The 24,027-nt window shown below is 62.4% G+C and carries 19 protein-coding genes; 13 read left to right on the top strand and 6 right to left on the bottom strand.

Features of this window, described 5'->3' with window-relative positions; all coding sequences use genetic code 11:
* Nucleotides 1-33: 33 nt before the first annotated feature.
* On the bottom strand, nucleotides 34-2,151 hold the full coding sequence (locus tag IPF49_14585) for a TonB-dependent receptor (GenBank protein MBK6288832.1): 2,118 nt from the start codon (nucleotides 2,149-2,151) through the stop codon (nucleotides 34-36).
* 206 nt (nucleotides 2,152-2,357) lie between these two features.
* Here IPF49_14585 and IPF49_14580 point away from each other — a divergent pair, with 206 nt between their 5' ends.
* The 7 genes from IPF49_14580 (at nucleotide 2,358) to IPF49_14550 (ending at nucleotide 8,955) form a co-directional block, all read left to right on the top strand.
* A complete protein-coding gene (locus IPF49_14580) occupies nucleotides 2,358-3,305 on the top strand; it encodes an Lrp/AsnC family transcriptional regulator (GenBank protein MBK6288831.1) in 948 nt (315 codons plus the stop codon).
* A gap of 200 nt (nucleotides 3,306-3,505) precedes the next feature.
* Nucleotides 3,506-6,973, top strand: coding sequence for an FAD-dependent oxidoreductase (locus tag IPF49_14575; GenBank protein ID MBK6288830.1), 3,468 nt, complete (start codon nucleotides 3,506-3,508; stop codon nucleotides 6,971-6,973).
* A complete protein-coding gene (locus IPF49_14570; GenBank protein MBK6288829.1) occupies nucleotides 6,970-7,221 on the top strand; it encodes a hypothetical protein in 252 nt (83 codons plus the stop codon). The genes IPF49_14575 and IPF49_14570 overlap by 4 nt, the downstream gene beginning before the upstream one ends.
* A gap of 130 nt (nucleotides 7,222-7,351) precedes the next feature.
* Nucleotides 7,352-7,678: a hypothetical protein gene (locus IPF49_14565; protein MBK6288828.1), complete on the top strand. Its 327-nt coding sequence runs from the start codon at nucleotides 7,352-7,354 to the stop codon at nucleotides 7,676-7,678.
* Nucleotides 7,679-7,801: 123 nt separating this feature from the next.
* A complete protein-coding gene (locus IPF49_14560; protein ID MBK6288827.1) occupies nucleotides 7,802-7,972 on the top strand; it encodes a hypothetical protein in 171 nt (56 codons plus the stop codon).
* 56 nt (nucleotides 7,973-8,028) lie between these two features.
* Entirely contained in the window at nucleotides 8,029-8,181 is a 153-nt protein-coding gene (locus IPF49_14555) for a hypothetical protein (GenBank protein ID MBK6288826.1), read from the top strand.
* Between the two features lie 93 nt (nucleotides 8,182-8,274).
* Nucleotides 8,275-8,955, top strand: a complete 681-nt coding sequence (locus tag IPF49_14550; GenBank protein ID MBK6288825.1) for a hypothetical protein — start codon at nucleotides 8,275-8,277, stop codon at nucleotides 8,953-8,955.
* Nucleotides 8,956-8,958: 3 nt separating this feature from the next.
* Here the strand turns inward: IPF49_14550 and mprF are convergent, their stop codons facing one another.
* Together mprF and IPF49_14540 are read right to left on the bottom strand one after the other, a co-directional pair.
* Nucleotides 8,959-11,601 carry a bifunctional lysylphosphatidylglycerol flippase/synthetase MprF gene (gene mprF, locus IPF49_14545; protein MBK6288824.1) on the bottom strand — a complete coding sequence of 881 codons (2,643 nt, stop codon included), beginning with the start codon at nucleotides 11,599-11,601 and terminating at the stop codon, nucleotides 8,959-8,961.
* A 175-nt stretch (nucleotides 11,602-11,776) separates the two neighbouring features.
* Nucleotides 11,777-12,964 (bottom strand): CoA transferase, encoded by a 1,188-nt coding sequence (locus IPF49_14540; protein MBK6288823.1) that lies wholly within the window; start codon nucleotides 12,962-12,964, stop codon nucleotides 11,777-11,779.
* A gap of 335 nt (nucleotides 12,965-13,299) precedes the next feature.
* On the opposite strand from IPF49_14540, the gene IPF49_14535 reads away from it, so the two are divergent.
* Nucleotides 13,300-14,958, top strand: a complete 1,659-nt coding sequence (locus tag IPF49_14535; GenBank protein ID MBK6288822.1) for a thiamine pyrophosphate-binding protein — start codon at nucleotides 13,300-13,302, stop codon at nucleotides 14,956-14,958.
* Nucleotides 14,959-15,006: 48 nt separating this feature from the next.
* On the opposite strand, the gene IPF49_14530 is transcribed toward IPF49_14535, so the two are convergent.
* Entirely contained in the window at nucleotides 15,007-15,909 is a 903-nt protein-coding gene (locus tag IPF49_14530) for an SDR family oxidoreductase (GenBank protein MBK6288821.1), read from the bottom strand.
* A gap of 287 nt (nucleotides 15,910-16,196) precedes the next feature.
* Between IPF49_14530 and IPF49_14525 the strand changes: the two genes are divergently transcribed.
* The 5 genes from IPF49_14525 (at nucleotide 16,197) to IPF49_14505 (ending at nucleotide 21,876) form a co-directional block, all read left to right on the top strand.
* Nucleotides 16,197-16,808: a TetR/AcrR family transcriptional regulator gene (locus IPF49_14525; protein MBK6288820.1), complete on the top strand. Its 612-nt coding sequence runs from the start codon at nucleotides 16,197-16,199 to the stop codon at nucleotides 16,806-16,808.
* Nucleotides 16,809-16,840: 32 nt separating this feature from the next.
* Nucleotides 16,841-18,493: an acyl-CoA synthetase gene (locus IPF49_14520; protein ID MBK6288819.1), complete on the top strand. Its 1,653-nt coding sequence runs from the start codon at nucleotides 16,841-16,843 to the stop codon at nucleotides 18,491-18,493.
* Between the two features lie 138 nt (nucleotides 18,494-18,631).
* On the top strand, nucleotides 18,632-19,060 hold the full coding sequence (locus IPF49_14515; GenBank protein MBK6288818.1) for an OB-fold domain-containing protein: 429 nt from the start codon (nucleotides 18,632-18,634) through the stop codon (nucleotides 19,058-19,060).
* Nucleotides 19,061-19,062: 2 nt separating this feature from the next.
* Nucleotides 19,063-20,208, top strand: coding sequence for a thiolase family protein (locus tag IPF49_14510; GenBank protein ID MBK6288817.1), 1,146 nt, complete (start codon nucleotides 19,063-19,065; stop codon nucleotides 20,206-20,208).
* Nucleotides 20,209-20,268: 60 nt separating this feature from the next.
* Nucleotides 20,269-21,876: a GMC family oxidoreductase N-terminal domain-containing protein gene (locus IPF49_14505; GenBank protein ID MBK6288816.1), complete on the top strand. Its 1,608-nt coding sequence runs from the start codon at nucleotides 20,269-20,271 to the stop codon at nucleotides 21,874-21,876.
* Nucleotides 21,877-21,891: 15 nt separating this feature from the next.
* On the opposite strand, the gene IPF49_14500 is transcribed toward IPF49_14505, so the two are convergent.
* Nucleotides 21,892-22,710 (bottom strand): enoyl-CoA hydratase/isomerase family protein, encoded by an 819-nt coding sequence (locus tag IPF49_14500; GenBank protein MBK6288815.1) that lies wholly within the window; start codon nucleotides 22,708-22,710, stop codon nucleotides 21,892-21,894.
* Between the two features lie 251 nt (nucleotides 22,711-22,961).
* The gene (locus tag IPF49_14495) at nucleotides 22,962-23,783 is read right to left on the bottom strand and encodes an ABC transporter ATP-binding protein (GenBank protein ID MBK6288814.1); all 822 of its coding nucleotides are present in this window, start codon (nucleotides 23,781-23,783) and stop codon (nucleotides 22,962-22,964) included.
* Nucleotides 23,784-24,027 lie beyond the last annotated feature (244 nt).

The following is a 24,027-nucleotide window of genomic DNA, read 5'->3' as shown; positions in this document are numbered from 1 at the left end:
TGTGTTGCGTTGGTTCGATTGCCGTATCTGCTGTCAAAATTCGTAGCGGATGTCGACGCCGAACAGGCGTGGATCACCGAATATCGCGAGCCTGTTGGCGTGCAGTTGGTAGAAGCTGCCCTGGCCCTCGATCTGGTACTCCTCGTCAAAGATATTGTGTACCCAAGCTGCAATCTCGAAGCTCCCGCGCCCGATCCAGTCCTCGCCCGAGAGGCTGGCGCGCAGGTTTCCGATGCCATAAGAGGGGATGTAATCACCGCGCAATCCGGGCGGGTTCGGCCGTGCCGACGTGAACACGCTATCGCGATGCGTATAGTCGAAGGCGATGTCGAGCCTGCCCCAGGACCACGATGCCGCTTCCCAGTCGATGACCGCACTCAGCTGATTGTCGGGTGCGTTCTGCAGCACCCAGAAACGCTTGTCGTCACCCTCCACCTTCTCGATTTCGGTGTCGAGATAGCCGTAAGAGAGGGCGACGCGCAACCCACGTGCGAGCAATGCCTCGAGGTCGATCTCGATACCCGAGACATTTGCCTTGCCGGCATTCTCGGTCTGCGTGAGCGCCGGATTGGGCTGGTTCGGAACCACGATGTCGAGCTGCATATCCTCGTAGTCCGCGTAGAACACCGCGGTATTCAAGCGCAGGCGCCGATCCAGCAGCTCGCTCTTCACTCCGATCTCGTACGATGTGAGCGTCTCGGGGTCGAAGGGCTGCGTGAAATCGGCGGCACGTAAATTGAACCCACCTGATTTGTAACCTGTAACCACCTTGCCATAGACCGAGGAGGACTCTCCCAGTTGGTAGGCCACGGTAAACGAGGGAGTGAACTTGTCAAAGGACTTGTCCACCTTGCCGTAATAAATATTGTCCGCGTCGCGCTCATCGACCGAATAGCGGCCGCCGAGCGTGATTTCCCACGGACTTTCGGCAGCCGGGCGCCAGGCGAGCTGCGCATATGCGGCCCACGCGGCATTTTTCGCACTCACGTCGGCCGCGGGCAGCGTGAGGCCGATCAGGTCGATTTGATCAACGAGGTACACATCACCATTTTCCTCGAAGTAATAGAGTCCCGCCACGTAGTCCAGGCTACCCGAATCGCTGCTGCCGACCAGTTGCAACTCCTGGCTGAACTGGTCCTGCCCGGTTCGCGCGACCGCATTGCGGATGACGCTGAGAAAGCTGTTGGCGGAGTAGTCCTGGTAAGTCGACTCATTGAGCTCGCGATACGCGGAAATCGACTTGAATTCACCGAGCCCGGTATCGACCGTCAGCGTCAGTGTATGGCCTTCGGTATCGCCGTCGCCCGACTGGTAGTGATTTGGCAGCGCAGCCTTGTCGAGGCGATCTTCCTCCTCGGGCAGGATGCCATCGAAATAGGTATTTGCCTCGAGCAGCTGGTAGTAATAGCCGGTATAACTCGAGTCGCTGCGATCGTAGCCATAGTCCAGCGTGACGCTCTCGCTGGCAAGCCAGCGCAGGTCGCCCCTGAAGCCGCGCTTGTCATGATTGCCGAAATCCTGGCCCGACCCGATGTTTTCGACCGGCCCGTCGCGTTCGTTCCTGGCATAGGCGAGGCGCCCAAACACCTGGTCGGAGAGCGGTACATTGAGCACGGTCTTGCTGTGAAATCGCGAGAGCTCGCCGGCTCCCAGTTCCTGTGAGAACGAAAGATCTCTTTGCGGACGCACCGTCACCACATTTACCGCACCACCGGTGGTATTGCGCCCGTACAGGGTTCCTTGCGGTCCGCGCAGCACCTCGACGCGCTCGATATCCGCCACTTCAAGTCCGAGGCCGATGGAGCGCGCGAGGTAGACCCCGTCGAGGTAGACGCCGACCGAGGTATCGGTGGTCACCTGGGGATCACCGCTGCCGACGCCACGAATAAAGAGTCGCGGCGCATTGGGGCTGTTCGGGAACGGCGTCATCGAGAGATTGGGGATGTGGTAAGCGAGGTCACCGATGCTCTGGATATCGAACCGCTCGAGTGCGTCCGCACCGAGGCTGACGATCGAGATCGGAGCTTCCTGGAGGTTTTCACTGCGTTTCTGAGCGGTGACGATGATCTCCTCAAGCGCCTCCTGGGCGTGGCCGGTCAAGGGTAGAGCGCAGGCAATACAAAGCGTGATCAACAGTCGATCGGCGTACATGAGCGTCTCCTTGGCATTGCTAGGAGCAGGCGACGACCCGCCCTATCTTTTTGTCACCATTTCGGTACGAAATGGCTATTTTATTGTGATTTATATCATCTGGCAAATATTATTCGACATATTTCATTTATTTAATACTCATCTTCAACGATATGTGTTTCACCGATCTACGAACTATACTGTCGCCGTCTTGAACGGAGTCCACGATGGATCCCACCGACGAATCAATACTCAACCTACTCCAGCAAAATGGCCGACGCTCGAACCGGGTGATCGCCAGAGAACTCGGACTGCCCGCACGGCAGGTCGGGAGCCGGATCCAGCGAATGCTGGCGCACCAGGAGATGCGCATCCTGGCGGTCGCGGATATGGCCAGCGCCGGATTCGATTTCATGCTGTTCATCGGCATTGAAGTTGCCGGCCTGCCTGCCGATGAAGTTGCCGATGAACTAGCGCAGATTCCCGAGATACTGTCCGTGATGCTCACGATGGGCAGTTGCGATATCGAGGTGGTCGCCGTGGCCGATAACCACGCCTCGCTGGTGCGTCTCGTCACGCAGGATCTTGCCCGCGTCAGGGGCATACGCAGCCTGCAACTCAGCCTGGGGCTGCAGACACTGAAGTACGCGACCGTGATGGGCCCGCTCATCGATCGCCCGCAAATCCCCATGCGATTTCCGGAAAACGGGCGTGTCGACAACATGGACAAGGCCATCATCGAGCGCCTCTGGATCGATGCCAGATCCACGAACCAGACCATCGCCGACGAGTTGGGCGTGTCGGAATCCGCGGTACGCGTGCGTATCAATGCGATGCATGATCGCAATCTGATCCGCATCACGGCAATGAGAAACATGCGGGTGGAGCACGGCGAGATGTTCGCCTCCATCGGCGTAGAGGTGGCCGGACGATCGGTGGACGACGTCGCGCGCGACCTTGCAGCGTTATCCAACGTGGGATTCGTGGCAACGGTGCTGGGCCGCTACCACATCCTCGTGATGGGATTGCTCGGCAGCGCACACGAACTGAGCGAACTGCTTATGCGCCAGATCGAACGAATGCCGGGCGTGAGCAAGGTGCACACCTCACAGGTGCTGAACTTCGTAAAGTACGACTATTACTGGACCACGGTGATCGAGGAGGCGAACGCCTGACTCGCGAACGGGAACACGGTGCAGACGATCTGGCCGCTTCCTGATCGCGGATCCGGGTGCATACCAAGGTACAGGCTACCCGGCGCAGCACCCGAACGAAAGGTACCGTGGCAGCCCGGCAGTCCGACCTTGCAAACCGGTAAATTGATCCGCCCCGAGACGCTCCGTATAGTTGCGCCTTTGTGTTGATGGATAGCCCCATGCCCGAGTTGCGTTTTGGTTTGAGTTTCGAAGATCTGTACCATCGCGAGGGGCTCGAGCGCCTTGACGCGGCATTCCTCGATTTTTCCGCCGAGGCCCACCCGGAGTTGCGCGATGCGCTGCTTGCGGGACGTAGCGACCCCACGGCCCTGTCACCGAAGGACGAGGCCGAATTGCTGATTGCACTGGCCCCGCAACTCGAGGAGTTCCTCGCCCGCCTGTTTGGCATCGAGGCCGAGTCACGCGCCTTGTCTGCCCGGCACCACGAGCTCGCCCCGCTCTACACGGTGAAGCGCGCCTTCGTGCATCGCATCGCGATCAGCAAGGTCACGGCCGAGGACATCGCCTCGCTGGATCCCGCAGCCGCGGCCAGCGAACTGCTCGGCGAGCATTTCAGCGAACTCGCCTTTGCCAACCAGGTACTCGCCTGGCAACAGGACCCGACCGCCAACGCCGACAAGCTCGCCCTCGCGGCATGCTACGCGGCGTGGGCCGCAGGGACCGATGCGGGGCGCAGCAAGCACGGTGACGGCGTGCTGTTCAAGGCCCCGCGCAAACTCGACTACATGCGGCTGGTGCCGTTGCGCACCGACGATTCGCTTGGCTTTGCGCGCCACAGCAGCGATCACCTGCGCCGCCGCGAGGGTTTCGAGCTGACCGATCACGGCACCGATCTGAACGGTGCGCTGGACCAGGCCAATTACTGCATCTGGTGCCACAACCAGGGCAAGGACTCCTGCTCCAAGGGCCTGCATGAAAAAGCACCGCGCGGTGCCGAACCTGCGGCGCCGGTCTACCGGAAATCCCCGTTTGGCGTGAGCCTGACGGGCTGCCCGCTCGAGGAGCGCATCTCGGAGTTTCACCTGCTCAAGACCCGGGGCGAGGCAATTGCCGCGCTGGCCATGATCGTGATCGACAACCCGATGGTGGCCGCCACCGGGCACCGCATCTGCAATGACTGCATGAAAGCCTGCATCTACCAGAAGCAGGAGCCGGTCGATATCCCGCAGGTCGAGACGCGCACCCTGAAAGACGTGCTCGAACTGCCCTGGGGCTTCGAGATCTACGGATTGCTGACCCGCTGGAACCCGCTCAACCTGCGCCATCCCTACCCGCGACCCGACAGCGGACGCAAGGTGCTGGTGGTGGGGCTCGGACCGGCGGGCTTCACCCTCGCCCACCACCTGATGAACGACGGCCACACGGTGGTCGGCATCGACGGCCTGAAAATCGAGCCGCTGGCGGCGGATTTGTCCGGCGTCGATGTACACGGCCGACGCGTGCCCTTCCGCCCGGTGCGGGATATCGCAGAACTCGCCGAGCCGCTCGATGAGCGCGTGATGGCCGGATTCGGCGGGGTTGCCGAGTACGGCATCACGGTGCGTTGGGACAAGAATTTCCTGAAACTCGTGCGTCTGCTGGTCGAACGGCGCAGCCAGTTCGCCATGTTCGGCGGTGTGCGCTTTGGCGGCACCATAACCGCGGACGATGCCTGGCGCATGGGCTTCGACCATATCGCATTGTGCGTGGGTGCAGGCGGCCCCACCGTGCTCGACATCCCCAACGGACTGGCACGGGGTGTGCGCGCGGCATCGGATTTCCTGATGGCGCTGCAACTCACCGGCGCCGCCAAGGCCGATTCGATCGCCAACATGCAACTGCGGTTGCCGGTGGTCGTGATCGGCGGCGGTCTTACCGCGATCGACACCGCCACCGAGTCGCTGGCCTATTACGTGGTGCAGGTGGAAAAATTCCTTGATCGTTACGAAGCGCTCGCGCAGCACGTCGATGAAGATACGATCCGCGAGCCCTGGGACGATTACGAGCGTGAAATCGCCGAAGAATTTCTTGCCCATGCCCGTGCCATACGCCAGGAACGCAAGCAGGCGGCCAGTGCCGGTCGCGCACCGCGCATCGTCGAGATGCTGCGTCATTGGGGTGGCGTGACCATTGCCTATCGCCGCCGACTCGTCGACAGCCCCTCCTACACGCTGAACCACGAGGAAGTCGAAAAAGCCCTCGAAGAAGGCATCTGGTTTGCCGAGGACATGACGCCGGTAGGGGTCGACGTGGATTACTACGGCGCCACGCGCGGCATCCGCCTCAACAACAAGGCGAGCGGCACCGAGCACTGGTTTCCGGCACGTACGGTATTCGTAGCCGCGGGAACGCAGCCCAACACGGTACTGGCACGTGAATTTCCGGGGAGTTTCGAACTCGATGGCAAGTATTTTGCGGCCTGCGACGAGCAGGGACTGACGGCCGAGCCGGAGTATGCCGCGGCCAAGCCGGAGACGCCGCGGGTGCTGCTGTCGCGCCACGAGGACGGCCGGTTCATCAGCTATTTCGGCGATGTGCATCCCTCGTATTTCGGCAATGTCGTGAAGGCAATGGCCTCCGCAAAGCAGGGATTCCCGATCGTCAGCCGGGTGCTCGCGCAACGTGGCGTCGAGCGCCCGGTCGCGAGCGGCGACTTCTTCGCGGAACTCGCCGCGCAACTGATCGCCTCGGTACACAGGGTCGAGCGGCTCACACCGACCATCGTCGAGGTCACGCTGCACGCACCGCTCGCGGCGCGCAAGTTCCAGCCCGGCCAGTTCTACCGCCTGCAGAATTTCGAATCGCTGGCGCCCGTCGTATGCGATACGCGATTGCAGATGGAAGGCCTGGCGATGACCGGCGCCTGGGTCGATCGCGAACAGGGGCTGGTCTCGGTGATCGCACTGGAAATGGGTGGCTCGAGCAATCTGTGCGCGACCTTGCAGCCGGGCGAACCGGTGATCCTGATGGGCCCGACCGGGGCACCCACACATATCGAAGGTGGCGAGACCGTGATTCTCTGTGGCGGCGGGCTTGGCAACGCGGTGCTGTTTTCGATCGGCGCGGCGTTCCGTGCCGCCGGCTCGAAAGTGCTCTACTTCGCCGGCTACAAGAAAGTGCAGGACCGCTACAAGGTGGCCGATATCGAGAACGCCGCCGACGTGATCGTGTGGTGTTGCGACGAGGAACCGGGTTTCGAACCCACGCGGCCGCAGGATCGCCGTTTCGTCGGCAACATCGTGCAGGCCATGGACAGCTACGCGGAAGGACTGCTCGGCGAATGCACGATTCGCCTCGAGGATGCCGACCGCATCATCGCGATCGGTTCCGACCGCATGATGGCTGGCGTCGGACGCGCGCGTCACGAGGTGCTGAAGGAACACCTCAAGCCACATCACTTTGCAATCGGCTCGATCAACTCGCCGATGCAGTGCATGATGAAGGAAATCTGTGCCCAGTGCCTGCAACCGCACCGGGACCCGCTGACCGGCAAGACCAGCTATGTGTTTTCCTGCTTCAATCAGGACCAGCCGCTCGACTGCGTGGACTGGAAGGTGCTGAACGAACGCCTCAAGCAGAATTCTCTGCTGGAGAAACTCGGCGCGCAATGGCTGCGCCATTGCATGACGACTCTGCAGCAGTCATGAACATCGAGGCGCCCGGGACCGTCCGAACCGGGCTCCTGATCATGCTGGCGGCTCCGCTGCTGCTCGTTGCTGTCGATCCCGACTGGACCACAGTCGACAGTCATCTTCATCATGGCCATCTGCGCCCTGATCGGCCTCTTCCTGCCGACCGCAGACACTCCCTCGAAGGCGGAACCCGACTGAATCCGATGCCCGGCATCTTGCGCCAAGCCTTGCCGCAGCCCCCAGTACTCATGAGCGCGCCATGACCGGGCAGAGCCCGGATCTGGCGGATATATTCGCGCCGGAGGAACAACTTTTCACCCGCCGCAGGGTCTCACCACGCGAGCCGCAGCGGACATCCTGTCGCGACCTGCCTGGCGACGGAATTTACCAGACATGCTGAAAAACCTGCGCAATCCGACAGACACCAGCAGCGCAATGCTGTCACTGCTGCCGACCAGCGGCACGATGGCCGGGATCAGCATCGGATTGATGGGCGTGGTAAACCTCAGACAGACCCCGACCATCAGCTCCGTTGCCGACGATATGCTGCTGTTTTCCGCACTCGGCTTCCTGTTGGTCTGCTACCTGATTTTCTTCGCGCTGCGACGGGTGCATGTCGGGCTCTTGCCAAGGTGGACGACCATCATCGACCTGGCGTTTCTCGCCTCGCTGACACTGATGGTTTTTTCGGGCTTCGTGATCCTGTACGAATTCATATGAGGTCCCGTCCTGGCAGGGCTCGGGGCCCTCGCGCCCGGTCTGCGGCCAGGCACTGCAATACGGCAAGCGGGAAAATGCCGTATCCTGTCGGCCTGTTTCCGGATCTATCCAATGAGGTGACGAATGGCCAAACCGAACTACAGTTTTGCAAAACGACAGCGCGATCTCGCCAAGAAGAAGAAAAAAGAGGAAAAGAAGGCACGCAAGGCCGCGGCCGGCGAAAACCCGACGGCGGACGAAAACGGGAGCGGGGAGTCCGCGGCGAGCGACACCGGGCAACCGTCCGAGCAATGACACTGCGGCACGCCGGGGGGTCGGCCGCCACGCCCTGGCGAACGTTGCGGGAACGGGTGTTGCTCCCGCAAGTGCTGATTCCGGCGATCGGCCTGGCAATCCCGATGGCCCTGATGGTGCTGGTCTCGAGAACCGCCCGCAGGGCAATCGCCGCCGCCGCGTCGCCCGAACCGGCACCGACACAAATACGGACCGATGCCACCCGCTGAAGCGTGGTAGATGTTCGGCAACCAGCGCGCCGCCCCCACGATCATTGTTGTCCGCCTCCAAGGGAGATTTTTCCTGCCAGGCAGCCACTTCACATGAAACTGAAACTGCGTAACTGTCTGCTCATGGCAGCCATCGTGCTGATGCCTGCGGCGCAGGCGCCCGATATTCCGGTGATCGAGTTGGCTGCCCCGGAAACAGACAACGATGTGCTGGCAGTGGTGATTTCCGGCGATGGCGGCTGGGCGGATCTCGACCGCGATTTCGGCCGGGCTTTCCAGAGCAAGGGAGTTTCCACGCTGGGCTTCGACTGCCTGAAGTATTTCTGGACGGTACGCAAACCGGCCGAGGTGTCGCGCGATCTGGAGATCCTGTTGCGCCGCTATCTGCGGGACTGGAAAAAGCAACGGATCCTGCTGGTCGGATACTCGTTCGGAGCCTCATGGCTGCCGATCCTGGTCAATCGCCTGCCCGCCGATCTGCAACAGCGCATCGCGCTTGTCACACTGCTGGCTCCGGCAAGATTCGTCAATGTGGAAATCAAGGTCGGCGACTGGATCCACGAGGTGCACCGCGACGGAGCACTCGACTCGACGACAGAAGCCGGCCGCCTGCATCTTCCGGTATTGTGCGTTTACGGCGCGGACGAGGAGGCAGACTCGCTTTGCCCGCTGCTGCGTGGTCCGAACATCCGGATCGAACGCGTGCCGGGCGGTCATCACTTCAACAATGATTACGGCCCGCTGGAGAACCTCATCCTGAAACTGCTCGGTTGATTTTCAGGGCTTGAACAATATGCGCCGGTAACCGCCCGCCACCAGCGCCGCGGTATCGATCAGCAAGCCCGGCAGCGGCGTAAACGCGGGATAGGCCAGGTAGGTGCCGCGCCACTCGGGATGAAATTTTTCCTTGAAACCGCGCAGCCCCTTGTAATTGTACAGGCGATTTCCGTATTCATAGGCAAGGCGCGCAATGCGCTCGTCGGCGCGCGCGAAACGCGTGGTACCGACACCGCTGAGCGGCGCCATGCCGAGATTGAATTCGCGATACCCTGTTTCCCGCGCATACTCGATCAGCGACACAAAGAGGAAATCCATGGTACCCGGAGGGGCCAGCGCACCATGACGCATCAGGTCGACGCTGAGCTCCCTTAGATCGCGGTAGCCTGGCATGAGACTGGCAAACGCAACAATTCGCTCCTGGTGATACACCGCCGCTATCGGTGCGCGTTCGAGATAGCCACGGTCAAAGCTTCCCAGCGAAAACCCCTTCTCGGCGGAGTCGCGTTCCGACAACCATTGATCCGAAATCTGCTGCAGTTCGACCCAGGTCGATTCATCCAGCGGATGTGCGAGCATCGCAAAACTCGCGAACTCGCGCTTGGCGCGGTTGACGCCATGGCGCAGTGCCTCGCCGCGCTTTCCCGCCAGCGTGAAGTTCTCGATGCGCACCACCGCCTGCTCGCCGAGCTTGAACAGCGAGAAGCCATGATCATGGTAGCGATGGATATTCTGTTCGCTGACTTCATAAAATACCGGCACCCGGTCATACGCATCGGCAAACTCGCGGAACTCCAGTATCGCGGTATCGCAACTCTGCGGATCGCCACAGGGATCGCCCAGCGCGATCAACCGATCGCGGATACAGCCGAACTGGATCAGGGCCCGTTCGTTGTGTGGCCGGAACAGGTATTTGTCGCCCATGAAAACCAGGTGCGAGAAGCCGTTTCCGCCATGGGTTTCGAGCAGTTCCCTGGTCCGGTCCAGCGTTTCCGCGTCCGGGTATTCGAGCACCGGCGCGGGCATGCGAAAAAAGCTCCATCCCAGGTAGGCCAGCGCCACCAGCACCGCAAACAGCGCCGAGCGCTGGAAACGCGGCGCCTCGAGCGCATGGGCAAATTGCAGCCAGTGAGAGCTGTGCCACAGCGCCTCACCATGCAGCCAGGAACCGAGCAACAGATAACCGGCGAGCACGATCAGCAGGGCGACGAACCAGTAGACGCTGCGCAAGCTGACGATAGGGTAGGCGATACGATAAAAGTCCGCGCGCCGCAGCCACAGCAGGCCCGACACGGCCAGCAGGGAAATCGCCTCCTCGAAGTCGATACCCTTCACGATGCTGAACAGCGCACCTCCAAGGAGCAGGAACTGGGTGAGCCGATAGGCATCGCGCACCTGATCGGCAACGCCCCGCGACAGCGCGATCAGCAGGATCGCGACACCCACCGACAGCAGATGCGAGGTCTCGATCGCGAGCAGCGGCACCACATCACGCAGAATCGCCAGCCGGTCCGCAAGGGTCGGGAACGCGGCCGACACCAGCAGCATCACGCCGGCGCCAAACGTTAGGTAGGAAAGTGCACGCACCCCGAGCGCCGACAACATGCCGAGCGGCAGGCGAACCAGCGCCAGCAGGGTGTTTTGCTGCCAGTGGCGCGCAAGACTCAGGCGCAACGCATGATCGGGTGCTACCAGCAATCCGGCACCGGTATAGATGCCGATCAGCCAAGGGACGAGGTAATAAACCAGCCGGTACAGCAGGATACCCGCCAGCAGGGGTTCGGTTGCAAGCCCATCGCGCGACAACGCGCTCAGCAGCAATCCGTCGAACACCCCGAGTCCGCCCGGAATCATGCTGAAGATACCCAGGGCCGCCGCCAGCACGAATGCCACCACGAAACTCGTGGGGTCCACGTCCACTCCCGCGACCCGCAGGCAGGCGTAGGCAACGATCACTGCCAGCAGCCAGTCGAGTCCCGAAATCAGGACCAGCACCGCGCGCCTGCCGAAATGCAGTGGCCGCGCGCCATCCGGCCAGTGCGCGAGCAGCCTGCGCCGCCCCGCGAAAACCAGAAACAGTGGTGGCAGCAGCGCAAACGCCAGCAATGCCACAAGGCTGATCAGCGACGGCAGCGGCAGCTGCGCATGCGCCAGCAGCAATACCGGCCATGCCAGCAGACCGAGACCGGTGGGTATCGCAAGCAGGATGATTCCGCTGTAGATCACCAGCGTGCGTGGTGCTATGCCCTGACGGCCGAACAGCAGCAGGCGGATACCCGATCCCGCGAGCCCGGCAAGGCCGGTCAGGTTGTTGAACGTATTGGCAACCCAGGCGAAGCGCAGGACCGTGCCCATCGCAACATTCAGACCAAGTACCCGGGCGAGATACAGGTCATACATTCCCATGGCCAGCACCGCCAACAGCGCGCCCGCCTGCAGCAGCAACAGGGTGGCTGCCGGTACTTCCCGGATACTCGCACGCAGGGCGTGCAGATCCAGAGCGCGCAGTTCGTCAAAGGCGAGCCAGACCGACAGGAGCAGAAACCCCGCCGGCAGCGCGATACCCAGCACCCGGCGCAGCATGGCGGATTGCGCGGCGCCGCCAACGCCATCGTCAACGAAGGGAGTGGATTTATCCGACATATGCCAAAGCCATCCTGCCACCGAAGCCGTTCAGACCCCAACCTGGCGCGTAGAGTTCAAGTGCCGGCCGCAGCGATCGGAACAGCGCGCTATTCAATCGGTTTGCGCCCCCCGGCAAAATTCCGGCCTGGGTCAGACGGCGCTTGCTGATGACGAGATCCGCGCTGCCCTCGACTCAAGTCACCTCGTTCGCGCGCAACGCCTCGATTTCGTCCCAGCTGTAGCCGAGCTCCATCAGGCAGGTTTCCGTATCCTGGCCCAGTTCAGGCGGCGGCCCCTGCGGCTCGGTCGGCTCGCGTCCAAACTGAATGGGACAACCCACCACTTTCACCTTGCCGTGCACGGGATGATTCAGGGTGGTCAGGTAGCCATTCACCCAGGCCTGAGGATCATTGATGATATCGTCATAGCTCTGCACGGGGGCCACGATCACATCGACCGAACGCAGCGCATCCAACCAGTACCGGGTCGAGCGCCCGCGAAATTTCTCGCTGATCGCTTCGCGTACCCTGGTGATATTGAGCGCCCGCGTGATCTCGTCGGCATACGCTGCCGCCAGCTCCGGCAACTCCACCACCGCGCACAAACCCTGGAAGCGCTTGGAGTCCACGCCGCCCAGCACGATGGCACCGTCACTCGTGGCATAACTCGACCACAAGCTCAGGGCGGAGACGATCGGGTGGCCCATTCCCGCCCGACCGTGATTCTTCCCAACAATGGATTGTTCGGTGATTTCCCAGGCTTGCAGACCGATCTGGGCGCCGTAGAGCGAAACGTCCACTTGCTCGCCCTCTCCTGTGCGCGCCACCTTGACCAGGCCCGCGAGGATGCCGCTGCACAGGTAGAGCGCACCGACCTGGTCACTGATCGCCGCACCGGCAGGCATCGGCGGGCCGTCGTGCGCGCCGGTCTTGCTCATGATCCCACCCATGGCCTGGCCGATGATGTCGAAGCCGGGCAGCGCCGCCATCTCGCCCAGGGGACCAAAGGACGACGCACTGGCGTAGATGATCCTGGGGTTCACGGCGCGCACGTCGCTGTAGGCGAGCCCCAGCTTCTCCATGACACCGGGACGCATGTTGTGCACGATCACGTCCGCCTCCTTGACGAAGCGCAGAATCACCGCGCGTCCTTCGGGCTTGCGGATGTCCAGGGTCACGCCCCGCTTGCCCCTGTCATGGGCGACGAAATAGGGCGCCGGCTGGGGATAGGCGCCGGCTACGACCTTGCGACCCAATTCCCCTTCGCGCGGCTCCACCTTGATGACCTCCGCCCCCATGTCCGAGAGCATTACCGTGGCATAGGGCCCTTGCTGAGCCCAGGTGAGATCCAGTACGCGTATCCCTTCGAGCGGTCGTCCCATCGTCCCTCCTCCCATGCAAAGAACCGAATCGGCATGCTTTGGCCCGGCCCTGTGTCCCAGGTGCCGACCGTGCGTTGAAATACTCGTTCGCGCCGCTGCAGAGGTCAACAAATGATTCGCACGCGTGTTCCTGCGCCCCATTTACACCCGGATATTTCATGCGTGACCCGTTTTCCGCCAATTTGCCTGGGGAGTCGATATGCGGCCGATGACGAGCGCAGCCTGACGGACGCAACAGATCGCGTACACTGTCGCGGTTGCTCCGATAGCGGTGCGAAAAAGTGGGTCCTGGTGGACCTGTATCCTGGTAGGCTCTTGTTGGGGAGACGGTCAACATGGCGACCATTGACGGCGGCACGCTGCTCCTGCGAACGCTCGAGGCCTTGGGTGTCGAGCATTTGTTTCAGGTCCTGGGAGACCCTCTGGCTCCAATCGCAATGGCCAACCTGCGGCAAGGTCCCACGGCCTACAACTTCCGTCACGAACAAGCGGCGGCCATGGCCGCCCAGGCCTACGGCTACATGAACCGTCGCCTGGGTGTTGCGCTCGTACCCTCGGGCCCCGCGGTCACCAATGCCATCACCGGCCTGGCCACGGCGTGGTCCAACGCCTGGCCCATGCTGCTGCTCGGTGGCGCCTCCGAAACCGGCAAGCGCGGCTTGGGCGACTTCCAGGAGATGCCCCAGGTCCAAAGCGTGGCCCCGTTCTGCAAGTGGGCGGCAGCGGTCGATCGCACCGAGCGCCTCCCCTGGTTTCTCGAAACCGCGGCACGCGAGGCCTTCAGCGGCAGGCCTGGCCCGGTCTATCTCGATTTGCCATCGGAGGTCCTGAGCACGGTGATCGAGGCGGGCGTGGCCCTACACCTGCCATCGTTTCCCGCAATACCCCGCCCCGGGGCAGACCCGGCGCAAGTCGAGCGCGCAGCCCAACGCATCGCCCGCGCCGAGCGACCGCTGCTCATCATCGGCAAAGGCGCGGCCTGGTCCGATGCCGGCGCGGCCGCCCGCCACCTGGCGGAGTATTTCGAGTTGCCCTTTTTGCCCTCGCCCATGGGCAAGGGCGTGATCCCGGACGAGCACCCGCTATGTGTGGGCGCGGCGCGCTCCACGGCACTCAGAAACGCTGACCTCATCATCATGGCGGGAGCGCGCTTCAACTGGGCCTTTCACTTCGGCCTGCCGCCCCGCGTCGCCGCGGGCGTGGACGTGATCCACATCGAGATCGCCCCCGAAGAGATCGGGCGCAACATTCCCACCGAGTTCGGCCTGGCGGGCGACGTACGCGCGATCTTCGAACAGCTCGCGCAAGCCGGCGTCAGGCACGCCCCGTCGCCCGCACGCACAGCCTGGCTCGAGGGTTTGCGCGAAGCGTGCCGGAAAAATGAAGAGGCCCTGGCCCCGCTCATCCGCTCGGACGCCCCCTTCACCAACTTCTACCGCCTGTTTCACGAGCTGGGCGAGGTGGTTGGCAAGAACACGGTCTTCGTCAACGACGGCGAGCACACCATGGCGATCTCACGCACCATGCAAGTGATGCACACTGCGCGCGAACGCCTGGACGCCGGCACCAGCGGTTGCATGGGCGTGGGCGTGCCCTATGCAATCGGCGCCCAGATTGCCCGGCCCCGACAGCGCGTGGTCTGCATGAACGGAGACTACTCGGTGGGCTGGAACGCCATGGAACTCGAAACCGCGGTGCGCCACGAACTGCCGATTCTCTTCATCGTGGCCAACAACGGCACGATCCGGCCTGGCGCCATGGCCTTCGACAACCACGCATTCACTGCCGACCAGGGCGTGCGCTACGACATGCTCATGCAGAGCGTGGGGGGTCACGGGGAAAACGTGCGGACTTCAGCAGAGCTGCGGCCGGCCCTGGAGCGCGCCCTGGCCGCGGGCAGACCAGCCCTGCTCAACGTGGCCATCGACCCTCACGTCAAGCGCAAACCCCAGGAGTTCGACTGGCTCGATCGGCAAGGCAAGGCCATCTACTGATGGCCGGATTCGCAGGCGTGGCGGGTTCGCGGTGCTCGGGGGCGGCAGCTACCGGTTTCCCATATTTGCAAATATGGCGCTCATGGCCTCGCCGCTGTTCGCCGGATTCGTGGCATCGGTAAAATCACCGATTCGTTCCCATGCCGCCAGAACGTCTTCGGGGGTGATCGTGCCGGCAGTCGACAGGCCAACGCCGCGCGTGCGCTGCCAGCGTACCTTGCCGATCCAACCCGCCCCCACTTCATAAAGACCGGAAGTTTCCGTATGGTTCTCGTCACAGAGTTTCATGACCAGAGGGGAGACAAATTCAGGTTTCAGCTGTTCCACGATCTCTTTCGGCAGGACAGTCTCGGTCAGTCGGGAACCGGCGATCGGCACGATCGTGTTGACCATGATGTTTCGCTTGTGCCCTTCCATGGCGAGCGTTTGTGACAAACCATGGAGCGCCAGTTTGGCCGCGGAGTAGTTTGCCTGGCCAAAGTTGCCGTAAAGACCGGCCGCAGACGCCGTAAAGACAATTCGGCCATATCCTTGCTCCCGCATATGAGGCCACGCGGCACGAGTGACTTTGTAGGCACCCCTGACGTGCACCTCGAAAACAAGATCCCAGTCCCTGTCTTCCATCTTGTGAAAACTGCTGTCACGCAGAATTCCTGCATTGTTGATGACGATATCGACCCGACCGTAGGTATCGATCGCCGTCTGCACGATCTTTTCGCCATCCGTTACGGAATCGTAATTCGCGACAGCCTCTCCGCCTGCCTCCCTGATTTCGTCGACGACGATATTGGCGGCGGCTTTATCCGCCCCGTCGCCAAAGCTGCTGCCACCCAGATCATTCACGACAACCCTGGCTCCACGAGCCGCAAACTGCTTTGCATAACATCGGCCCAACCCGTTGCCCGCTCCCGTCACGATCACCGTACGACCATCAAAACGAATCTCTGACATCCTCGAATACTCCCGGGTTGAGCAGCAATTGAATTCCGTTCCCGCACTCTCTTCAGTACGGGCAGACGCGACGATAAATAGACTACGGTACAACTATATACTTTGGTAAAGTTTTGTGTCAATGTGAAAAGCCTGCGCGACAAGCAATTCCTTGACTGCTGGTTGAAATAATCACGCCATAGCGGAGCTCGACAAATGATTCGCCCATGCGTTCCTGCGCAAAATCCAGCCCAGCCGGAAGCCGAAAATTCGTTCAGGTATCGCAGCAGCGCGCCCCGGTAATGACGATGAAGGAAATCCAGGCACCCGAGGGCTTGAGAGCGCGCAAAAAACGGGCGCGGCACCAGCGAATCCTGCGTGCCGCCCGCGATCTCTTTGTCGCGCACGGGTATGAGCGAACGACAATCGATGAGATCGCGGAGGCCGCGAATGTGTCCAAGGCAACCTTCTTCAACTATTTCTCCGCCAAGTCGACCCTGCTCATCGATCTCGCGGCAGAGGTCGAGGCGCGCTTCCAGCGGCTCATCGACCACGAGCGAAAGCGCGACTGTTCCACGCAGGAGCGGCTCACGGGTTTCTTTACCGTGTCCGCGCAACTCATTACCCGGACCGGGGATTTCACGCGCACCCTGTTGCTCGAAGCCAGCAGTGGATTCGTGAGGCCTGGCGCACAGCAGGAGCGTGTTTCGCAGATGCTCCACGCGCTGGAGGATCTGTTGCAGGAGGGAATCGCTCAGGGGGACGTGCGAACGGACTATTCGCTCGAGCTCATCGTCCAGATGGTCGCCGGCGCATACAACCAGGTGCTGCTCAGCTGGCTGGCCGATTCACGGTACCCGCTGGAACATCAGCTCGGGAATGCCGCCAGGTTCATCGGGGAGGCCGTCGCCCCACGTTGATGCAAGCGTCGCGAAAGGAGGAGAAGCGCAGGATGGAATTCAGTCTGGCAGAAGTTCACGATCGGATCGGCATGGCTTTGGGGGATCGGGAGGCCATCGTCTTTGGCAAGCGTCGCCTGCGCTACCGGGAACTCGCGGAGCGAAGCCGACGGCTCGCCAATATATTGCTCGGCGCGGGCCTCCGGGTCACGAAAGAGCGGCACGAGCTGGCCGGGCACGAGTCGGGTCAGGATCACCTGGCGATCTACCTCTACAACGGCAACGAGTACATCGAGGGGATGCTCGGCGCCTTCAAGGCGCGGGTTGCCCCGCTGAACATCAACTATCGCTACGTGGAGGAGGAGCTGATCCAGCTTCTGCGCGATTCGCGCGCGCGCGCCATTCTCTACCATGCGGAATTCGCGCCGACGCTCGGGAATATCCTCCCCGGGCTCCCGCAGCTCAGGCTCCTGATCCAGGTCGCGGACGGGTCGGGCAACGCGTTGCTCCCAAACGCGATCGACTACGAAGAGGCCCTGGCCGCGTCCTCACCGGAGCCACCACCCGTGAGCCCGTCACCCGACGACCTCTATATCGTCTATACGGGTGGCACAACCGGCATGCCGAAGGGTGTGCTCTGGCGTTCGGCCGACATCTTCGTTCGCGGGATGGGAGGCGTCACGTGGGGAAGCAATGAAGAATTCGCTTCGATGGAGGCCGTTCTCGAACGCGCCCAGGCCCACGGCACCCTGATCGGCGAGGAAATGCGGAGCTTCTCGATACCACCGCTCATGCATGCCGGCGCGCAGTGGTCCTCGTTTCTCCTGCTCGCGCAAGGGCAACTGATCATCTTCCAGGACAATCCCAGGCGGCTCGATCCGGAGGAAATCCTCGCGATCGTCGAGCGCGAGCGAGTGAACTATCTGCAGATCATCGGCGATGCATTTGCGCGCCCCATTCTCGACGCGATGGGCAGGGGCGTGTACGACCTCTCCACGCTCAAGGTCATCTCCAGCGGGGGAGCTCCACTCTCGAGCAATTACAAGGAAGAATTCCTGGAACGCCTCCCCGGCGTTCTGATCGTCGATGGCTTCGGGGCGTCGGAAACCGGGACCCAGGGCGTCAACCTGGCCACCAGGGACAGCGGTGCATCGACCGGGGATTTCCGGCCCGTCAACACGACCCTGGTGTTATCCGACGACCTGATACGGCCCCTCGGGCCGGGTGAACCGGAAATCGGCTGGCTGGCACAATGCGGACGCGTACCGCTGGGTTACCTGGGCGACGCGGCGAAGAGCGCGCGAACCTTTCCCACCATCGATGGCGTGCGCTACGCGGTGCCTGGCGACCGGGCACGCTATCGCTCCGACGGCAGCATCGAGATCCTGGGTCGCGAAGCGGTTACCATCAATTCCGGAGGCGAGAAGATCTTTGCCGAGGAAGTGGAGCACGCACTCAAACACCATCCGGCGGTGTTCGATGCCGTCGTCTGCGGTCGCCAGAGCGAGCGCTGGGGGCAGGAAGTGGTGGCCATCGTGCAGCTTCGCGCCGCAACCCCTGCCAGCGAGCAGGAATTGCTCGACGAGTGCGCGCGCCACATCGCGCGCTACAAACTCCCCAAGAGTTTCGTGTTCCTCGACAAGATAGTGCGCAGCCCGACCGGCAAGGCGGATTACCGCTGGGCCAGGGCGCAGGTGAGCGGGTAATGCTCCCCCGGACCGGGCAGCAGGGAATGCACCGTCTCCTGTCGTTTGCCCTCCCGCGGAAACGAAAGAAACGCCCGATCGGTAGCCATCGCGCCCGAGCGTTTGAATTGTTGCCAGTCACCCACGAGGTTTTCAGCCATGAACGAAGCCGCCAGAAAGTCCCTTCTCCCGGTCGTACCCTTTGTCGTGATTCCCGCAAGCGGGGATCCCTTCCTCGAAGGGAAAAAGTGTGATCACTGTGGCGCCGTCTTTGTCGATCGTCGAACGGCCTGCGCCAGGTGTTTCGGGCGCGATTGCCTGTCGCCCCATCGCCTGTCCGAGACCGGAACGGTCTGCGCGTTCACCATCATCACGCGCTCATTTCCGGGCGTCCGCGTACCTTACGTCTCGGTTATCGTGGACCTCGATGGCGGGGGGACGATCAAGGGCAATCTGAAAGGGATCGAGCACGATTCCGGGAAGATTCGAGTCGGCTTGGCCGTCAGCGTGACCTACGAGGAAGCTCCTTATGGAGACAAGGCCGGCAACTCCTACCAGATGTATTCCTTTCGGCCAGTTGGAGAATAGAGATGAGCGACGCCGTCTACGTCCAGGGCACCGGAATGACCCGGTTCGATCGTGCCCCCAACCGCCGCGTTCCCGATCTGGGTGCGGAAGCCGTTTTCTCGGCGCTCGATGACGCGGGGCTTTCCATCGCCGACATACAGGCAGTCTACTGTGGCAACATCATGGAGGCCGGGCAGACACCCGGCCAACGGATCATGCAGCAGGTGGGACAGACGGGAGCGCCTGTCGTCAACGTGACCAACGCCTGTGCCACGGGGGCCACCGCACTGCGGGAAGCCTGGGCAGCCATTCGCGCCGGGCTCCATGACGTTTGCCTCGCCGTAGGCGTGGAAAAAATGGGTGCCGGACTCCTGGGGTGGGGAGAGCCGGAGACCATTCACACCGAAGGCCTGCTCGGCTCGGATCTGATGCCCGCGCTCTTTGCGCACGCAGGCAGCGTGCACAGCGCCAGATACGGTACGAGTTTTGAACAATTCGCCCGGGTGGCGGTGAAGAATCACCAGCACGCCGTGCACAATCCCCTGGCTCGCTACCGCAAGGAGACACCGCTCGAAGAGGTGATGAACGCGGAGATGATCGCCTATCCGCTTACCAAGCTGATGTGTTCGGTCAACGTGGATGGCGCTGCGGCGGCCGTGCTGGTTTCCGCCAGGAAGGCGCGGGAACTCGGGATGAGCCGCTCCGTCCGGATTCGTGCCTCCGCGCTTACCTCGGATCCCTATTCGGAGCGCAATCTCACGATGCCGGATTTCGACACCTGCACCACGAATGCGGCAAATCAGGCCTACGAGATGGCGGGCGTGGGTCCGCGGGACCTCGACCTCATCGAGTTGCACGACTGCTTTGCCACGGCGGAGTTGATGCACTACGAGAACCTGGGCTTGTGCCCTCGAGGGGAAGCAGGGCGCCTCATCGATGACGGCGACACCTGGGCCGGCGGCCGCATCCCGGTAAACCTCTCGGGGGGCTTGCTCTCGAAGGGACACCCTATTGGCGCCACGGGAATCGCCAATATCCATGAGCTGACATTGCACCTGCGTGGCGAAGCGGGGGCACGCCAGCAAGCCGGAGCGAGGCTGGGCCTGGCCCACGTCATCGGGCTGGGCTCCTGCTGCGCAATCCACATCCTGGAGGCACCGAACAAATAAAGCTCATCGCAAAACGGCTGCACCAGGATATCCAGATGAGCTCCAGACCGGGAGATGACGGTGAATGATCCAGGCTACGACTACATTATCGTAGGGGCCGGTGCGGCGGGCTGCGTGCTGGCCAACCGGCTCTCCGCGGCCCCCCACAACCAAGTGTTGCTGCTGGAAGCCGGTCCTGCCGGCAGGACTCCGCTGGTCAGCGTACCGATCGGTTTCGGCCTGCTCTACCACCACAAGACCTACAATTGGCGCTGGAAGTCGCAGCCCGAAGTCGGACTCAAGGGACGGCGAATCGACCAACCCCTGGGCAGACTGTTGGGCGGCACCAGCGCCATCAACGGCATGATGTATATCCGCGGCCAGAAGGAAGACTACGATCACTGGGCTGCGCTGGGCAACCAGGGCTGGAGTTACGATGAGGTGCTGCCCTTTTTTCTGCGCAGCGAACATCATGAGGATGGCAAAAGTCATTTTCATGGTCAGGACGGCGAGTGGCATGTCGAACGGATCCGCTACGAATCGCCGCTCGTGGACAGCTTTATCGCGGCGGCTGCAGCCTATGGCCTGCCGCTCAATCACGACCCCAATGGCGCCAGTCAATTTGGTGTCGGTCTCACCCCGGTCAGTCAGCGCCGGGGACGGCGCGAAAGCACTGCCCGTGCATTCTTGACTCCTGCTGTCAGAAGACGTCCCAATCTGCACATCGAGACCGGTGCCCGCGCCGAGCGGCTCTTGCTCGAGGGCCGAGGTGCAGCCGGCGTATCTTTCATGCAGCGCGGCGCGCGCAGGGAGGCGCGAGCGCGGCGTGAAGTGATTCTCTGCGCCGGCTCGCTGCACGATCCGCAGCTGCTGCAACTCTCCGGCATTGGCCCCGCCGCGTTACTGGCGCAGATGGGCATCCCCTTGCTCCAGGATCTGCCCGGCGTCGGCGAGAATCTGCAGGAGCACCTGGGTGTGGATGTGATCCACGACTGCAAGGAACCCGTATCGCTGACCGATCAGTTCAAGCCCCTGCGATTTATTGGCCAGGTGTTTCGCTATCTGTGCAGCGGCCGCGGGCTGCTTGCATTCAACGGCTCCCCGGTCGCCTGCTTTGCCCATACGAGCGGCGATCACAGCCAGCGTCCGGACTGCCAGGTCGTCTTCTTTCCGGTGGCGACGAGTCAAGCCGCCAATGACAACAGCACGGCCATCAACATGGTCCGCGGCATGACCGCCATGATCTATCCAATGCGCCCGGATGCCCGTGGGACGGTGCGGATCCGCAGCACCGATCCGCAGGACCCACCGAAGATCTGTCACAACTTTTTGCAAACCGAACGCGATCAGCGCGATATCGTCAACGCGGTCAAACGGCAGCGCGAAATCTTCGCCCAGGCTCCCTTCGACCGCTATCGCGGCGCGGAGATCGCCCCCGGCCCGACGGTTCAGACCGACGCCGATATTCTGGGCTATGCACGCCAGGTCTCCCGCGGTGTCTATCACCCGGTAGGCACCTGCAAAATGGGCAACGATCCGCTGGCAGTGGTGAACCACGAACTCAAGGTGCATGGCATCGGGCAGCTGCGCATTGTCGATGCCTCGATCATGCCGACGATCACCTCGGGCAATACCTGCGCCCCGGTGGTGATGATTGCCGAGAAAGCGGCGGCAATGATATTGGCCTGATGCCGGGCGCCGCCATCATTTCCCCTTGAATACCGGTTTGCGCTTCTCGATCCACCAGGCTGTCGCGCCCTCCCGGTAGTCCTCGGTCTTGAAGCCGCGCACCAGCGCGGCGTCCTCGCGTTCGACCTGGGTCGCGATGCTGGTCTCGTGCAGCCCGCGATAGATGAGCTGCTTGGTGAGTGCCATGCCGATCGGCCCGTTGCCTGCAATCTTCGCCGCGAGTGCCATCGCGGCCTCGAGCACCTGATCTGCCGGCACGGCACGGGTCACGAGACCGATGCGCTCGGCCTCCATGCCATCCACGAGATCCCCCGTCAGCAGCAGCTCGCAGGCCCTGGTGAGGCCGACGATGCGCGGCAGGGTATAAGTGATGCCGCCTTCCGGAGGCAGCGCGTAGCGGTGAGTCGAGGCCATGCCGAACTTGGCGTCGTTGGCGATGATGCGCAGATCGCAGGCCATGGCAAGCGCAAATCCACCCCCGACGGCAGAGCCGTTGATCGCCGCGATCGTCGGCTTTTCGAGCTGGCTGACCTCGACACCGAACCACCCGATGGGCTCGAGGTTCTTGTGCCAGCTTTCCTGCGCAACGGCGCCGGGAACCGGTTTGCCCATCGCCAGCGCGATCAGCATCTCGGTGTCCGCCCCGCTGCAGAAGCCCCGCCCTGCCCCGGTGAGGACCAGCACGCGCACATCGTCGTCCTCCCGAACGAGCTCGATGGCACGTGAAAGAGAGGCGAGCATCTCGCCCGTCATGGCGTTCAGCCGCTCGGGGTTGTCGAGCGTGACGAGCGCGATATGATCCGCTTTCTGATAGCTCAAGTGCTTGAATGTCATCTCTCTACCCTGTTGAGGCCACGCGCCTGGTGTCTGGCCAGGCGGAAAAATCCGGATTGCAACGCGTATGTCTGCATTTACTTATATGGTCACGGAAAATGCAAACACCGTTGCTGGCGCGCTGATAATGCTGTCGTCAACGAGGGTGCGGCGGGACAGATTCATGGCCCCTCGACAGGGTATATGCCGCGCTTGGCCCGAATTGGTGTTCGCACGGAGGGCTGGTCGATGCCAGGGATAGCGCAAAACGGCTACTTGGTCAGCGGGGTGAGTTCGAGATCTTCTGCAATGGGTCGGGCCGGGAAGTGGAACGGCACCGGGCCGTCGGGTTCGGCGTGCAGCAGTTGCCGCACGAAGGGGTGATCGGAGTCGAGCATCTCCTGCGTGGGGCCGTGGCCGACGATGCGGCCCTCGCCCATCACGTACAGATAATCGGCAAGTTTCACCGCCTCGGGCACATCATAGGTCACGACCACCGACGTGCTGTCCAGCGCGTCGTTGAGCGTGCGGATGAGCTTGCAGATCACGCTGAGCGTGATTGGGTCGAGCCCGGCAAATGGCTCGTCATAGATCAGGAGGCCCGGGTCGAGGGCCGTCGCACGCGCAAGCGCCACGCGCCGCGCCATGCCGCCGGAGAGTTCGATGGGGTAGAGGTGGTGCGCACCGCGCAGCCCCACCGCGTGCAGCTTCATTTTCACCAGGTTGGTGATGATCGCTTCGGGGAGTGTCGTGTGCTCGCGTATCGGGAAGGCGATGTTCTCGAAGACGGAGAGGTCGGTGAAGAGCCCGCCCTTCTGGAACATCATTCCGATCTCACGCCGCAGCCGGTAGAGCCCATCGTGGTCAAGTGCGTGGACCTCCTGGCCGTAGACCCTCACGCTGCCGCGCGCGGGTTTCAGCGCGCCACCGATCAGTTGCAGCAGTGTCGTCTTGCCGCAACCGCTGGCGCCGAGGATCGCGACCACCTTCCCCTGCGGGATGTCCAGTTCGAGCCCATCGATGACCTTGTTGCTGCCGTATGCAAAGTGCAGGTCCCGGATCTCGATGAGGTTTGCGGAGCGGATGGGTTGCATGCAGCAATCGTAATCCAACAGCGCAAGAAAAGGGACACATTTACGGTATAGGAAAGCTAAAGGCCCTCCCCGACCGAAGCCAAGCTGCCCAGGCGGCCGTGTGCGCGAGATGCGTGGCGCTCAGGCGGCAGATCACCTCCAGCGCCTTGGCGAGCGCACCGGGACGCGTGGCGAACAGGAACCGCAGCGCACCCGGAGAAAGCCGTGCTCGAGTCCATGGATGCAGACACCTGACGTCAACGTT

The organism is Gammaproteobacteria bacterium (genome assembly GCA_016705365.1).
GTDB lineage: Bacteria > Pseudomonadota > Gammaproteobacteria > Pseudomonadales > UBA5518 > UBA5518.
The sequence above is the reverse complement of the archived record's forward strand: the minus strand, read 5'-3'. Positions and strand labels throughout refer to the sequence as shown.